13 protein-coding genes are annotated in these 13,518 nt (G+C 68.2%); 5 read left to right on the forward strand and 8 right to left on the reverse strand.

From position 1 onward, the window contains the following. Positions 1 to 16 precede the first annotated feature (16 nt). The gene (locus QTH97_RS01190; protein ID WP_286566149.1) at positions 17 to 1,150 is read right to left on the reverse strand and encodes a DUF5938 domain-containing protein; all 1,134 of its coding nucleotides are present in this window, start codon (positions 1,148 to 1,150) and stop codon (positions 17 to 19) included. 12 nt (positions 1,151 to 1,162) lie between these two features. Continuing rightward, the gene (locus QTH97_RS01195; RefSeq protein ID WP_286566150.1) at positions 1,163 to 1,966 is read right to left on the reverse strand and encodes an SDR family NAD(P)-dependent oxidoreductase; all 804 of its coding nucleotides are present in this window, start codon (positions 1,964 to 1,966) and stop codon (positions 1,163 to 1,165) included. A 158-nt stretch (positions 1,967 to 2,124) separates the two neighbouring features. Here QTH97_RS01195 and QTH97_RS01200 point away from each other — a divergent pair, with 158 nt between their 5' ends. Beyond that, complete coding sequence (locus QTH97_RS01200; protein ID WP_286566151.1) at positions 2,125 to 2,844, forward strand: TetR/AcrR family transcriptional regulator; 720 nt, start codon at positions 2,125 to 2,127, stop codon at positions 2,842 to 2,844. Here the strand turns inward: QTH97_RS01200 and QTH97_RS01205 are convergent. After that, positions 2,760 to 3,695, reverse strand: a complete 936-nt coding sequence (locus tag QTH97_RS01205; RefSeq protein WP_286566152.1) for a helix-turn-helix domain-containing protein — start codon at positions 3,693 to 3,695, stop codon at positions 2,760 to 2,762. The genes QTH97_RS01200 and QTH97_RS01205 overlap by 85 nt on opposite strands. 111 nt (positions 3,696 to 3,806) lie before the next feature. On the opposite strand from QTH97_RS01205, the gene QTH97_RS01210 reads away from it, so the two are divergent. Genes QTH97_RS01210 through QTH97_RS01220 form a run of 3 tightly spaced genes read left to right on the forward strand, consistent with a single transcriptional unit; the run spans position 3,807 to position 6,993 of the window. Beyond that, positions 3,807 to 4,796 (forward strand): Bug family tripartite tricarboxylate transporter substrate binding protein, encoded by a 990-nt coding sequence (locus QTH97_RS01210; protein WP_286566153.1) that lies wholly within the window; start codon positions 3,807 to 3,809, stop codon positions 4,794 to 4,796. A gap of 4 nt (positions 4,797 to 4,800) precedes the next feature. Then, entirely contained in the window at positions 4,801 to 6,531 is a 1,731-nt protein-coding gene (locus tag QTH97_RS01215; protein WP_286566155.1) for a thiamine pyrophosphate-binding protein, read from the forward strand. A 36-nt stretch (positions 6,532 to 6,567) separates the two neighbouring features. Beyond that, positions 6,568 to 6,993 (forward strand): GlcG/HbpS family heme-binding protein, encoded by a 426-nt coding sequence (locus QTH97_RS01220; RefSeq protein WP_286566157.1) that lies wholly within the window; start codon positions 6,568 to 6,570, stop codon positions 6,991 to 6,993. A gap of 20 nt (positions 6,994 to 7,013) precedes the next feature. On the opposite strand, the gene QTH97_RS01225 is transcribed toward QTH97_RS01220, so the two are convergent. From QTH97_RS01225 to QTH97_RS01245, 5 genes are read right to left on the reverse strand one after another with little or no spacing between them, the layout of a single operon-like run. After that, positions 7,014 to 7,988 (reverse strand): Bug family tripartite tricarboxylate transporter substrate binding protein, encoded by a 975-nt coding sequence (locus QTH97_RS01225; protein WP_286566158.1) that lies wholly within the window; start codon positions 7,986 to 7,988, stop codon positions 7,014 to 7,016. Positions 7,989 to 8,021: 33 nt separating this feature from the next. After that, complete coding sequence (locus QTH97_RS01230) at positions 8,022 to 9,581, reverse strand: bifunctional 3-(3-hydroxy-phenyl)propionate/3-hydroxycinnamic acid hydroxylase (RefSeq protein WP_286566159.1); 1,560 nt, start codon at positions 9,579 to 9,581, stop codon at positions 8,022 to 8,024. Positions 9,582 to 9,585: 4 nt separating this feature from the next. Continuing rightward, positions 9,586 to 10,449, reverse strand: coding sequence for a fumarylacetoacetate hydrolase family protein (locus QTH97_RS01235; protein WP_286566160.1), 864 nt, complete (start codon positions 10,447 to 10,449; stop codon positions 9,586 to 9,588). After that, positions 10,446 to 11,357: a VOC family protein gene (locus QTH97_RS01240; protein ID WP_286566161.1), complete on the reverse strand. Its 912-nt coding sequence runs from the start codon at positions 11,355 to 11,357 to the stop codon at positions 10,446 to 10,448. The genes QTH97_RS01235 and QTH97_RS01240 overlap by 4 nt, the downstream gene beginning before the upstream one ends. A gap of 10 nt (positions 11,358 to 11,367) precedes the next feature. Then, a complete protein-coding gene (locus tag QTH97_RS01245) occupies positions 11,368 to 12,423 on the reverse strand; it encodes an amidohydrolase family protein (RefSeq protein WP_286566162.1) in 1,056 nt (351 codons plus the stop codon). A gap of 141 nt (positions 12,424 to 12,564) precedes the next feature. Between QTH97_RS01245 and QTH97_RS01250 the strand changes: the two genes are divergently transcribed. Next, a complete protein-coding gene (locus tag QTH97_RS01250) occupies positions 12,565 to 13,467 on the forward strand; it encodes a LysR family transcriptional regulator (protein ID WP_286566163.1) in 903 nt (300 codons plus the stop codon). Positions 13,468 to 13,518 lie beyond the last annotated feature (51 nt).

The following is a 13,518-nucleotide window of genomic DNA, read 5'->3' on the forward strand; positions in this document are numbered from 1 at the left end:
GGCGGCGCGGGCGTGATCAACGCTGCACGGTCAGTACGGGCGCCTGCACCAGGCCGAAGCTGCGCAAGGCACCCAGCAACTCGTGATGCCCGAAGGCCTGGCAACCCGACGCGAAGCCCACGCGCCGCGGCGGCTGCTGCAGCAACGAAGCCGCGGCGTAGGCTTGCAGCATGCCGGTCTGCTTGTAGTTGCAGTTGCCGAAGATGACGCAGTGCGCGCGAGCCAGCGGCCCCGAGGCGTGCACCGAATCCACCGACTTGTTGATCCGCGGGTTCTCTCGCGGAGGCATGCTGCTCATGACACCAGCCGCCGTCTTGGCGAGCGCCGCGTAACGGTCGTCGGCATTCATGCCTTCGGTGGCCTTGACGGCGGCGGCAACGATCTGCGGAACACCGAGCATCAGCGGCTTGTTGAACACGCCGCCGAGCACCTTGACGTTGGAGACCCGCGGGTCCTTCTTGAACCACACCGGGTGCGAGGTGCCGCCCCATGGCAGCGCCAGCGCCGCCTCGTGCTGCCCCGGAATCGACAGGCTGTACAGGCCGGCGTCGGGCTGCCACTCGACGTAGCTGTTCTGCTCGAGGTAGTAGGCCTTGGCCATCGCCGCGTTGACGAGGATTGACTGCGTCGACGCGATCGTCGGGCTGCCGCCCCAGAACACGGCGATGTCGAGCGTGTCGAGGCCAGGCGTCTCCAGGCACAACTGCGCGGCAATCTCCCCGGTGGTGTACATCTGGGCGAGGCCTGGCGAAAGCAGCAGCCCGGCCGCGGCGAATCTGGCGCCGTACTCCTCGTCGAGCGTGATCAGCCAGTCCTGTTCTCCCGTGGTGTCGGTGTAGTGGCACTGGGCCGCAAGACACGCCTGAACGACCTCAGGGCCGAATTTCGCGAACGGGCCCACCGTGTTCAACACGACCGAGGAGCCCTTGAAAAGCTCCGTGAGCGCCTCGACCGTGTGGGGCACTTCGACCATCTCATAGCTGGCGGTCTCGATGCCCGGGACGTGAGACTTCATCGCGTCTTCGAGCTTTTCCTTGCTGCGGCCTGCCGCGATGAACGGCAGGTTGTATTCGCGCAGGTATTCGCAGATGAGTCGGCCGGTGTAACCGGACGCGCCATAGACCACCACGGGCTTCTTGCTCTTGCTCATCGTGTCGTCCTTTCACATGCCCATGCCGCCGTCTACCGGCAAGCCGGCACCGGTGATGAAGCGCGCAGCGTCCGAGCAGAGGAACACGACTGCATCGGCCATGTCGCCGACTTCACCCAGGCGCCCGGCGGGGGTCTGCTCGATGATCGAATTCACCGCCGCATCAGGCGATGCGAAGAGCCCGGCGGCGACCACGTCGCCCGCCAGCTTCATGCCCATCTCGGTGGGCACCAGGCCCGGGTAGATGCAGTTCACACGCACCCCGTACCCGAGCTTGCCGGCCTCCATCGCACCGACGCGGGTCAGGCGGTCGACCGCCGACTTGGTGGCCGAGTAGCCGGCGATCGCCGGGAAGGCAATGGTCGCCGCGACCGAAGAGATATTGACGACCGCGCCCCCTTTGCCCGCGGCACCCCGTGGGCGCATCGCGCGAAACGCGTGTTTCATGCCGAGGGCCGTGCCGACGATGTTGACGTCGAGCATGCGTCGCAGTTCGCCGGCGTCGATATCGGCCACCAGCGCGGTGATCTCGATGCCGGCGTTGTTGACGAGGATGTCGAAGCCGCCCAGCGTGTCAATGGTGGCCTGGACCGCGGCGTCCCAGTCCTCCTCCTTGGTGACGTCGAGTTGAACGAAGCCCACCTTGGCTCCGCCCGCCGAGAGCTTGCCGGCCGTTTCGCGACCGAGCGATGCGAGGACGTCGCCGATCATCACCGAAGCGCCGGCCGCGGCCAGCGCCTGCGCCATGCCTTCGCCGAGGCCGCGCGCCCCGCCCGTCACCAGGGCCTTGCGGCCGGACAAGTCGAACTTCTGCATGTTGTCTCCTGCATGTTTTGGACGATCGTCAAGGAACGCGCAGTGATGCTAGAAGTGGCCTTGACGACTGTCAAGATTTATCAGGACAGTTGTCAAGATGCACGGGTTTGCACTGATGAGTGGGCTCAAACGCCCACGGGGCTCTTTACAATCGGCGCATGTCGAAGATGCCCCGCCCCCCCGACGCCAAGTTCGCCGAGCGCCGCGCCGAACTCGGCGAAGCGGCGATGCAGACACTGGCCGAACTCGGCTACGCCCGCACCAGCCTGCGCGAGATCGCACAGAACTCCGCCTTCTCTCACGGCGTACTGCACTACTACTTCACCGACAAGCTCGACCTGATCCTGTGCAGCGTGCGCCAGTACAAGGCGCGCTGCGTGACCCGCTACGACGAGGTCACCGCCGAAGCGAGTTCATTCGACGAACTGCTGGAGGGGTTCACCGCCGGGCTGGCGGAGACCGTGCGCAAGGACGCGAACATGCATCGGCTGTGGTACGACCTGCGCGCGCAATCCCTGTTCGAGCCGGCATTCCGGGCCGATGTCGCCGAGATCGACAAGAGCCTGGAGCGGATGATCTGGCGAGTGCTGACCCGCTTTGCCGAACTCAGCGGCACGCCGGTGCGCGTTCCCAGCGGTGTCGCCTACGCGATGTTCGACGGCTTGTTCCAGCAATGCCTGATGAAGCACCTGGCGGGTGATCGCCGCGCCGTCGCCACGCTGCGATCGCAGGTGCGGTTGGTCGTCGGCCAACTGGTCGGGACGGTCGGGACCGTGGCCGGAGCACCGGTGCGTCAGTCCCGGCGCTCGCCGTCGGTGATCCCTGGTGCGACTCGACGCGGCGCAGCCGCAAGGCCCGCTGCCAGCGCGTCCCGATAGACCGAGGGTGCACTGCCCGTCGTCGCCTTGAAGAACCGGCTGAAGTAGCCGACATCGTCGAACCCGAGCCGCTCCGCCACATCCGCCACCGTCAGATCGAAGTGCGCGAGCATGCGCTTGGCTTCCAGCGCGACGCGCGCATGCAGCAGTTCCAACGCACTCGTACTGGTGGTCGCGCGGCATACGCGGCTCAGGTGATCCGCCGTCACACCCAGAGCGCGCGCATAGAAGCCCAGCGGTCGATGCTCGGCAAAATGCAGTTCGACCAACCCGCGATAGCGCTGCACGAGCGTATCGCGTGACGCCCGCAGCCGGCCGCTGCCGCTGATCGCTTCCTGGTGCCGCAGGAACCACAGTGCCAGCAGGATCACATGCGACTGAAGCGCCTCGGCCCGCCCGGCGCGCTGCGCCATGAACTCCTCGCCCAGCATCGCGAAGCGCTGCGCGCAATCGGCCAGGCCGGCGCCCAGGGCCGCTTCATCGAGGATCAGCTTCTGCGACAAGCGCTGCTGGATCGCGGGCGAATGCGCCGACAGCGACGCGAGCGCTTCACTCGGCACGGTCACTTGCGAGCCTGCGCTGTCGGGCTCGTACACGAAGCTGTGCACCACGCCCGGCGCCACCATGACCGCGGCCGGCGCCTTCAACACATGCCGCTCGCCATCGAGCATGCCGACCAGCCCGCCCTCGGTCAGCAACTGGAACTGGTGCAGGCCTTCGTGGCGATGTGCCGGAATCGTCCATTGGTGCTGGCTGGCACGAACGCGGATCGCCTCGAAGTACAAACTGTCCTCGGGCCCGAAGTGGCGGACTTCGCGGAACGGGACGACAAGAAGCGGCGTGGCGGGCATGGCGGTTCGATCGGGATGCCGGAAATCTACATGGCCCGGGCCTCTTCGTCCATGGCACGGACGCGGGGGACTGCCTAAGCTTCACCCACTACAAAACACCGGAGACAAACCATGTGGAATCGTCGTGAGGTGCTGCTGCGCAGCGCCGGGCTTTCGGCTCTTGCGACACTCGGCCTGCCGCGACTGGCGCTGGCCCAGCTCAACGGCAATGCAGCCATCGTGTCGGGCTTCCCGGCGGGCGGCATGGGCGACAACGTCGCGCGGCCGGTGGCCGAAAAGCTGCGCGGGCACTACGCGACCAGCCTGACGGTGGAAAGCCGCACCGGTGCGGGTGGCCGCATCGCGGTGGAGTACGTCAAGCGCGCCGCGCCGGACGGGCTGACCATCCTGCAGATCCCCAGTTCGCCGATGGTGCTGTACCCCCACACCTACAAGAAGCTCAACTACGACCCGCTGGTCGACTTCATTCCCGTGACCTCCACCGTCACCTATGCCTTCTCGTTCACGGCCGGCCCCGGCTTGCCGGCCGAGATCAAGACCGTTGCCGACTATGTGAAGTGGGCCAGGGCCAATCCCAAGCAGGCCACCTTCGGCGTGCCGGCGGCGGGTTCGGCGCTGCACTTCGCCGGGATGATGTTGCAGAAGGCTGCGGACATCGAGATGACCAGCGTGGCCTATCGCGGCGGCGCGCCACTGCTCAACGACGTGATGGGCGGCCAGGTGCCGGTGAGCTTCAACGTGGTGGGCGAGGTGATGCCGCATATCCGCTCGGGCAAGCTGCGCTCGCTCGGCGTGACCAGTGCACAGCGCTCGCCCTTCCTGCCCGAAGTGCCGACGCTCGTCGAGCAGGGCTACAAGGACATCGCGGTGCAGGAATGGCTGGGCTGGTTCCTGCCGGCAAAGACGCCCGAGGCCACCGTGCAGCGCCTCAACACGCTGGTACGCGAGGCCTTGCAGGCGCCTGATTTCATCGCCGCCCTGGCCACCTACGGGCTGGAGCCGGTGCACCAGTCGCCCGAGGAATTCGCACGCCGCGTCAAGGCGGACTACGACCGCTGGGGCCCGATCGTGCGCGCCACCGGTTTCACGGCGGAGGACTGAGCCCGTGCTTCGATTGACTGGCGCCCAGGCCCTGGTGCGCATCCTGGCGATGGAGCAGGTTCCGTTCGCCTTCGGCATCGTCGGCGGCAAGCTCGCCCCACTGATGCACGCGTTGTCGCAACAGCAAACGGTGCGCTTCGTCGGCGTGCGCCACGAGGCCACCGGTCCAATGATGGCAGCGGCGGTGCATGCCGGCTCCGGCCGCATGGCCGTTGCCATTGGCGAGATGGGGCCGGGCGGGCTCAACCTCGCGTCCGGCATGGGCGTCGCGCTCAACAACAACCTGCCGCTGCTGGCCATCACGACCAACCAGCACCGCGCCGCGGCCTATCCGCACAGCGGCATGTTCATGGACCTCGACACGCGGGCCGTGCTGGCGCCGCTGACCAAATGGAACGCCGTGGTCCACGACCCGAGGCGCATGCCGGAACTGGCACGGCGCGCGTTTCGCGAGGCGCTCTCGGGCCGGCCCGGGCCGGTGCATCTCGACGTGCCCCAGGACGTGCTGTCTGCCGTGGCCGAATTCGCAGACGACGAGTTCGATCTCACGCCGTCCCGCTACCGCGCCACAGCGCTGCCAAGGCCCTCGGCATCGACGGTCGAAGACGCGGCGCAGTTGCTTCGCCAGGCCAAGCGGCCGCTGGTCGTCGCCGGCGGCGGTGTCGTCACCAGCGGCGCGGTGGACCTCGTGCGCGAAATGGCGCGTCGCCTGGGCGCGCCGGTGGTGCCGACGCAGATGGCGCTCGGCGCGGCGGCGAGCGACGGCCCGCACTTCATCGGCCATGGCGGCCTGATCGCCGGCGACGCGGTTCGAGCGGCCTTCGACGGCGCCGATGTGGTGCTGAGCATCGGGTGCCGATACTCGTCCTGGATGTGGGACGACCGCGGCCCCTTCGCGCGGCGGCATCACCGCACCATCAACATCAACATCGATCCCTCTGCGCTCGGTCAACCCGCTCTGCATGAGGTCGCCATGCAGGCCGACGCCAGGCAGGCGCTGGAAGACCTGCTCGCCGCGCTGGACGACAAGCCCGCACCCGGCGCGGAAGCCGGATGGCTGGAGCGCGTCCGCGCGGTGCGTGCAGGCTACGAGTCCAGGCTCGCCGAGATGGCCAGCGAGACGACGGAACCGATGCATCCCGCAGCGCTCGCCAAGGCCATCGCGGATGCCCTCCCCGCCGATGCCCTCGCGGTGTTCGACGGCGGCCACACCACCTTCTGGAGCAACGACTTCACGCCGGTCAGCGAGGTGCGCACACGGTTGCACGAGCCCGGCATGAGCCACCTTGGCTTCGGCCTGCCCTACGCCATGGCCCTGCAGTTGCAACACCCTGCGCGGCCAGTGGTCCACATCACGGGCGACGGCTCCTTCGGCTTCACGCTGAACGAACTCGACACGGCAAGACGGGCCAGGCTGCCGGTGCTCACCATCGTTCACAACAACGCTTCGTGGGGCATCATCCGCGCCGGTCAGAAGTCGCAGCTGGACTTCGAGTTCGCCACCAGCCTGGAGGGCACGGACTACGCCGCCATCGCACACGGCTTCGGCTGCTTCGGCGAGGCGGTCACACGCGCGGAAGACGTGGCGCCCGCGATGGCCCGCGCGCTCGCATCGGGGCTGCCGGCGGTGCTGGACTGCCACACGCGTTTCGTACCGCACCCCGCGGGCCCCGCCTTCGGCAGCATGAACCGCTTCGGCTTCGACGCGTTGACGCGACCGGCGCCCGCAACCTGACAATCCATTCCCTACTCTTCACACGACCCGCACACCATGACCTCTCTCACACTCGACCAGGCCAACCAGATCATCGGCGCCGCCCTTGCCGCATCGAAGCAAGCCGGCTACCAGCCCATGGGGGTGGTGGTGCTCGACGACGCCGGGCATCTCAAGGCCTTCGCGCGCGAAGACGGCGCCAGCATGTTCCGTTTCGAAGTGGCGCAGGGCAAGGCCTGGGGCGCAGTCGGCATGGGCGTGTCGAGCCGCACGCTCGGCGAGCGCGCCAAGGGCAATCCGAACTTCTTCGTGTCGCTGGCGGCCACCTCGGGCGGCCGCTTCCTGCCGCAGACCGGCGCCGTGCTCATCAAGGATGCGCAGGGCGCGGTCCTCGGCGCGGTCGGCGCCAGTGGCGGCACCGGCGATGAAGACGAGGCCATCTGCATGGCCGGCGTCAAGGCGGCGGGATTCGTGCCCGGCTGAACGGCGTCGCAAGGCGGAGACTATTCGGGCAGCAAACCGATCTCCACGGCAATCAGCCCGAGACGGCGATGCTCCTCGCGCAGGAAGGCATCGAACTGCTGGGGCGACTGCGGCGGCGCCGCGATCGGCCCGATCGCGAGCAGCTTGTCGGCGAAGCCCGGGTTCGCGAGCATGCTGTTGATGCCCGCGTTCATTCGGGTGACGATGGCCGCGGGCGTGCCCGCCGGCGCGACGACCGCCAGCCATCCCACCATGTCGACGCCGGGCAAGGTCTCGGCCAGAGCGGGCACGTTGTCCCATCCCGCGATGCGCTTCGGCGAGGTCACCGCGAGCATGCGCAGCCGCCCCTGCCGCACCAGTTGCGCGGTCGACGCCACGTCCGCCACCAGCGCTTCCGAGTGGCCGCCCATGAGGTCCTGCACGCCAGTGCCGATCGAGCTGTAGGCCACCAGGTTGGCGCCGGCCTTGGCGCGTGCGTTGAACAGGCGCGCGATCATGCCGCCAAAGGTGCGCGGGCCTTCGTTGGCCAGCGACAGCTTGCCGGGCTCGGCCTTGCTTCGGGCGATGAGATCCGCGACCGACTTGATCGGTGAATCGGCGCTCACCAGCAGCGCGAACGGACTGTTCGCGACGAAGGCCACCGGCACGAAGTCCTTCAGCGGGTCGTAGGGCAGCGACCTGAACAGATAGCTGTTGGTCACCAGCGCGGCGGTCGTCGCAAAGTAGAAGGTGTAGCCGTCCGGCGCCGCCTGCTTGGCCGCCTGTGCGCCGATCACGTTCTGGCCGCCCGGCTTGTTGTCGATCACGAAGGGCTGGCCGATCGACTGCGCGAGCCCGTCGCCCAGCAGCCGCGCGATGTTGTCAGGGCCGGACCCCGCGGGCTGCGAGAGCACCACCTTGATGGGCTTGCTGGGCCACGGCTCCTGTGCGCACACCCATGCATGGGGCGCCAGCGCCGCCGCGGCGAGCGTCAGTTGAAAGCTTCTTCTGTTCATCACCTGGTCTCCGTTGTTTGAATGGATGAGCGTTCAGTCAGAAAGGCGGACCGCGAGCGCGTCCAGTTGCGCATTGAGTTCCGCGGCATTCGAGGCCACGCCGTACACGTAGCGGTCGGGCCGCACGATGGCAGCGCGGCAGCCGTGGCGGCGAAACCAGTCCGCAGCCACACCTTCGGTTTCGCGCAGTGCTTCACCGAGGCGCAGGCATGTCATGGAGGGCGCGCCGCTCGTCGGCGCCGCATCGATGGCGTCGAACGCCTCGTCGATCACCAGCCACCAGCCATTGCCGGCCAGCGTGTCGAAGCGCGCGCGCTCCCCGCCCCGCTCGATCCACGGCTGCGGAAAGATCGTGCCGTTGGCGCCATGCGGCAGGGGCGACAGCAATCCGGCCTCGAGCCCCGGAAGCACGTCCTGCCGCGGCATGTCGCGCACCACGCCGCCGCATTCGGCCAGCATGCGCGCGTCGCGCTCGCGCGCCTTGGCTTCGTCGCGCTCGCAGATCACTGCGCCGATCCCCTTGATGCGGCTGGTGAGCTGGCGCACGTGCTGCGCCCGCTCGATGCCGTAGCTGTCGAGCAATGCCTCGGCCGCCGCACCGCGCACCTCGCCGTGGCACACCGCCGCCAGCTTCCAGGCCAGGTTGGCGACGTCACGCACGCCCTGGCACATGCCCTGCCCCAGGAAGGGCGGCTGCTGGTGCGCCGCATCGCCGGCGACGAACACCCGGCCGCTGCGCCAGCGGTCGGCCACCAGCGCGTGAAAGCGGTAGCTCGCCTGGCGCCACAGCGCTCCATCCTCAGGCGACAGCCAGCGGGACAGCAGTTTCCACGTCTCGGCCGGCTCGACGACCTTCTGCGGGTCCTCTCCGGGCTTGAGCGAGATTTCCCAGCGCCGGTGGTTGCCCGGGCCGATCACCATCGTGCAGGGCCGGTCGGGCTCGCAGTACTGCACGCTGGTCGTGGGCAGCTTCGCCAGCCCGCGTTCGTTGGCCAGCACGTCCACCACGAGCCACGGCTCATCGAAGGACAGGTCTTCCAGCGCAATGCCCACCTGCTCGCGCACACGGCTCGACGCACCGTCGCACGCAACGACCCAGCGCGCACGCGTGCTGCCGTGCTCCCCGTCGTCGCGGCGCCAGTCGAGCGTGACCCCCTCCCCGTCCTGGTCCAGCGACGTCACCTGAGTGCCGAGCGCCACCGTGGCGTTGGGATGCCCCTGCACATGCGCGCGCAACGCGCCCTCGACCGGCGGTTGCGTGAAGACGTTCGACGGCGTGTAGCCCAGCGGGTACGGCGGCGCGACCATGGTCAGCCGCTTGATCAACTGGCCGTCCACGCCGAAATACTCCGAGGGCGTGAAGGGTTCCAGGTGCGGCGCTACCGCATCCATCACGCCGAGTTGCTGGAACACGCGAAGGATCTCGTGGTCCACCGCGATCGCACGCGGCTTGTCATACACCTCGCGCGACCGGTCGCAGACCCACACGCGCAAGCCCATGCCCGCGAGCAAGCCCGCCGCAACCGCCCCCGACGGGCCGAAGCCGACCACCGCGACGTCGAAGTCGACGCCGCGCTGCGTTGATGAAGCCATGCCTTCAGTCCTCGGCGCGGATCGGGTTCACGAGTGTGCCGATGCGCTCGATCTCGACCTCGAAGGTGTCGCCGGCCTTCATCCATACCGGGGGCGTGCGCGCCTGCCCCACGCCGGCCGGCGTGCCCATCACGATCACGTCGCCCGGCTCCAGCGTGAGCACGTCGCTCAGCAGGGAGATGGTCTCGGCAACGCCCCAGATCATGTCGGTGGTGTTGGCGCTCTGCATCACCTCACCGTTGAGGCGCCCCTGGATCTTCAGGCCGGCCGCCGCAGGCGGCAGCTCGTCGGCCGTGACCAGCACCGGCCCGAACCCGCCCGTGCCGTCGAAGTTCTTGCCGATGGTCCATTGCGGCGTGCGCTTCTGGTAGTCGCGCACCGACATGTCGTTGAAGCAGGTGTAGCCGAACACATAGCCCGGCGCATCCTCCTGCGACACATGGCGCGGAACGCGGCGGCCGATCACCAGCGCCAGCTCGGCCTCGTAGTCGAACTTGCCTGACACCCTGGGCAGGATGCCCGGCGCGCCGTGCGCCACCAGCGAGGTCGCGCCGCGGAAAAAGAACCATGGGTACTCGGGCTTTTCGCGCCCGCCTTCCTTGGCATGGTCGAAGTAGTTCAGGCCGAGGCAGATGATCTTGCCCGGCTCAGGCATCAGCGGCGCGAACTGCTGCCCGGCCAGCGGAAGGCGCGGCGCGGTCGATGCGATGGCGGCCTTGGCCGCGGCCACCAGATCGACGCCCGCCGCGAGTGCGGCGCGCAGATCCGGCGGCACTTGCGGCTGGGCCGATTGCAGGTCGATGAGCTGGTCGCCGTCGACCACGCCGAGGCGCGCGCCCCCGTCGTGCAGGAAGGTGGTGAGTTTCATGAATGCTCCGGAGTCGGGATGAAGAAAACCTGTCGCTGCGCCTCCTTGAGGCGCGCCGATGGCGGCTGCGAGATGCCCCACTGGTCGACGCGGCCCGGCGGCCACGTCCAGTCGGCCGGGCCGCCTGCCACGTAGCTGTCGTCGATCTGCTCGACCTCGGCCGTGTACTCGATCACTTCGCCGAAGGGGCCGATGAAGTAGTTGAAGGCGTTGTCGCCGGGGCCGTGCCGCCCGGGGCCCCACTCGATCGCGTGGCCGGCGTCCTTCATGCGCCCGCCGCCGCGCATCACCGACTCGAGGTCGGGCATCACGAAGGCGATGTGATTGAGAGCATCGTTGTCGGTGTCGCCCAGCGCCACGCTGTGGTGGTCTGCGTTGCAGTTGAGGAAGGCCATGATCCGCGTGCGATCGGCCAGCCGGAAGCCGAGGGCCTGTTCGAAGAAGGCTTGCGACGCGGCCACGTCGTGGCTGTTGAGCACCACGTGCGCGAGGCGCGTCGGCTGGTCCCTGGCCTCGTGCGCATCGGCGTGCAAGGCGTCGCCGTGCACCACCTGCAGCAGGCGGCCGTGTGGATCGCGCAACGTGAGTCCGATGCCGCCGCCGGGCTCTGCAATGGGCGCCAGCGCTCCGACGATCCGGCCGCCCGCGCGCACCGCCGCTTCGGCCACGGCCTGCAAAGCCTCGGCGCTGCGCGCACGCAAGGTCACATGCCGGATCGCGCACGCCGTGCCGCCGCGGTGCAGCGCCAGCAGATGATGGTCGGTGCCGGTCCCGCGCAGGTAGAGCGCATCGTCCGTACGCGCCGCGACCTTCAGGTGCCAGACGCGGGTATAGAAATCCTCGGCACGCACGAGGTCGGGCACGTCGAGCGCGACGCTGCGCAGGCCGCTGATCCAGGGTGAACTCATTCCTGCTCCTTCAATGCTTCGCCGACGCGAAGGCGCGCGCGAGAAAGCGCCGCGCATTGCCGTCGATCAAGTGGTCCGCCGCCTCGGCCCCGAAGCCGGCCGCTTCGATCCGCGCCAGCGGTGCGTGTTCGTGGAAATTGAACGGGTAGTCGGTGCCGACCATCAACTGCGTGCCACCGAACATTGCCGCCAGGTGCGCCAGCGTGGCGGCGTCGAACACCAGCGTGTCGTAGAAGAGGCGACGCGCCTGCTCGACCGGCGATGCCTGCACCTGTTCCTTGAGCGCCGGGAACACGCCCCACCCCTGCTGCAGGCGCGGCAGCAGCATCGCGAGCGTGCCGCCGCCGTGACTGAAGGCGATGCGCAACTTCGGCCGGCGCATCAACAGATTGCCGGTGATGACCGACGCGGCGGCCAGCCCGACATCGGTCGGATAGGCAAGCACCTGTTGCAGTGGGGCCGGGCCCACCAGCCGGTCCATGCCGGTCGGCTTGAGCGCATGCACGAACACTGCGGCATCGAGCGCCTCGCAAGCCTCGAAGAAGGGATCGAAGCGCGGGTCGCCGATGGGCGTGCCGTTGACGTTGCTGCCGATCTCGACACCCGCGAATCCGAGCGTCTCGACGGCATGCCGAAGCTCGGCGATGGCGAGGTCGGTGTCCTGCAGCGGCACGGCGCCCATCCCGATCAGCACACCGCCCGACTCCGCCACCATCGTCGAGATCTGCTCGTTGAGGTAGCGCAGAAGCTGTTGCGCATCGGCCGGCTCCATCCAGTACGACAGCAATTCCGGCATCGGCGAAATGGCCTGGTGCGCCAACCCCATCTCCGGCAGATCGGCCAGGCGACGCGTCACGCTCCAGCACTTCTCCGAGACTGTGCGGTAGTTGCTGCCGGCGATCATCACGTGGCGGTGGCACAGGCCCCCGGCATCGGGCGCCGCGGTGGTCGAGGGCCATTGCGCCGGCACCCTGTTGCCGAGGTACGCCGGAAATTCCGCCGGGACCATGTGCGCATGCACGTCGATGCCGCAGGCGCAGCGCAGGCGAGGTGTGCCTTCAGACATCCCCTGCACCCTGCCGAATCCGATGAACCATGTTGTCTCCTGTCAGCCGCATCGACCACGTCCACGGCCTGTTGGAGGCGAAGTCTAGGCACGGGCGGTCTATTGATGAAGTGGATTTGACGTATACATAGAATCCACCACATGGATATCAGGCAAGTCGACCTCAACCTTCTGGTGGCCTTCCACGCCATGTCGGAACACCGCAGCGTCACCCGCGCCGCGGAAGCCATCGGCCTGAGCCAGCCGGCCATGAGCGCGGCCGTGGCCCGGCTCCGGGTACTGTTCAACGACGCGTTGTTCGTGAAGACCGGTGCCGGCATGCAGCCGACTCCGCGGGCCGCCGAGCTGGATGGCGCGGTGCGGCGTGTCATCGAAACCATCAAGGCCGACATCCTGCCGGCGCCCGGCTTCGATCCGCTGCTGGCTGGCAAGGTGTTCACCCTCGTCACGCCGGACATCGCCGAAGTGCATTTCCTGCCGCGCATCCTGGCGGCCTTCGCCCAGGAGGCGCCGCATTGCGACCTGCGCACCTTCTCGATGCCGCGGCAGGCGGCGGCAGAGGCGCTGGAGACCGGTGCGGCCGAACTCGCCATCGGCTACCTGCCGGACCTGCAGAAGGCCGGCTTCTTCCTGCAGAAGCTGTTCCGCAACGACTATGTATGCATCGTGCGCGGCGACCATCCGACCATCGGCGAGCGTCTGACGCTCAAGACCTATCTGGCCGCCTCCCATGCGGTGGTGAGCCCCGACGGCCGCGAGCACCTGCTCGACCAGTTCCTGCAGCGCCGGGGATTGAAGCGGCGCGTGCTGGTCGGACTGTCGCACTTCATGAGCCTCCTGCCCATCATCGAGGCATCGGATCTGGTTGCGACCGTGCCGCGCGACCTGGCGAACATCTGCATGCGCTACGCCAGCATCCGCATCGTCGACCCGCCCTTCAAGGCGCCCGTGGTCGAAGTGCACCAGTTCTGGCACCGGCGTTTTCACCAGGACGCATCCAACATCTGGCTGCGCGGGCTGGTGCAGCGGCTGTTCGTTCCCTGATCGGGGGCTGCGCATCTTCGCGCCGCTTCGCTAGACTCCACGCGGTGTGCG

The sequence above is a fragment of the Variovorax gracilis genome (assembly GCF_030317115.1).
Lineage (GTDB): Bacteria > Pseudomonadota > Gammaproteobacteria > Burkholderiales > Burkholderiaceae_C > Variovorax > Variovorax gracilis.

Excerpts from the sequence above, each read along its gene's own strand:
- QTH97_RS01190 (WP_286566149.1), bottom strand. The coding sequence starts at position 1,150 with ATGAGCAAGAGCAAGAAGCCCGTGGTGGTCTATGGCGCGTCCGGTTAC.
- QTH97_RS01195 (WP_286566150.1), bottom strand. The coding sequence starts at position 1,966 with ATGCAGAAGTTCGACTTGTCCGGCCGCAAGGCCCTGGTGACGGGCGGG.
- QTH97_RS01200 (WP_286566151.1), top strand. The coding sequence starts at position 2,125 with ATGTCGAAGATGCCCCGCCCCCCCGACGCCAAGTTCGCCGAGCGCCGC.
- QTH97_RS01205 (WP_286566152.1), bottom strand. The coding sequence starts at position 3,695 with ATGCCCGCCACGCCGCTTCTTGTCGTCCCGTTCCGCGAAGTCCGCCAC.
- QTH97_RS01210 (WP_286566153.1), top strand. The coding sequence starts at position 3,807 with ATGTGGAATCGTCGTGAGGTGCTGCTGCGCAGCGCCGGGCTTTCGGCT.
- QTH97_RS01220 (WP_286566157.1), top strand. The coding sequence starts at position 6,568 with ATGACCTCTCTCACACTCGACCAGGCCAACCAGATCATCGGCGCCGCC.
- QTH97_RS01225 (WP_286566158.1), bottom strand. The coding sequence starts at position 7,988 with ATGAACAGAAGAAGCTTTCAACTGACGCTCGCCGCGGCGGCGCTGGCG.
- QTH97_RS01230 (WP_286566159.1), bottom strand. The coding sequence starts at position 9,581 with ATGGCTTCATCAACGCAGCGCGGCGTCGACTTCGACGTCGCGGTGGTC.
- QTH97_RS01235 (WP_286566160.1), bottom strand. The coding sequence starts at position 10,449 with ATGAAACTCACCACCTTCCTGCACGACGGGGGCGCGCGCCTCGGCGTG.
- QTH97_RS01240 (WP_286566161.1), bottom strand. The coding sequence starts at position 11,357 with ATGAGTTCACCCTGGATCAGCGGCCTGCGCAGCGTCGCGCTCGACGTG.
- QTH97_RS01245 (WP_286566162.1), bottom strand. The coding sequence starts at position 12,423 with ATGTCTGAAGGCACACCTCGCCTGCGCTGCGCCTGCGGCATCGACGTG.
- QTH97_RS01250 (WP_286566163.1), top strand. The coding sequence starts at position 12,565 with ATGGATATCAGGCAAGTCGACCTCAACCTTCTGGTGGCCTTCCACGCC.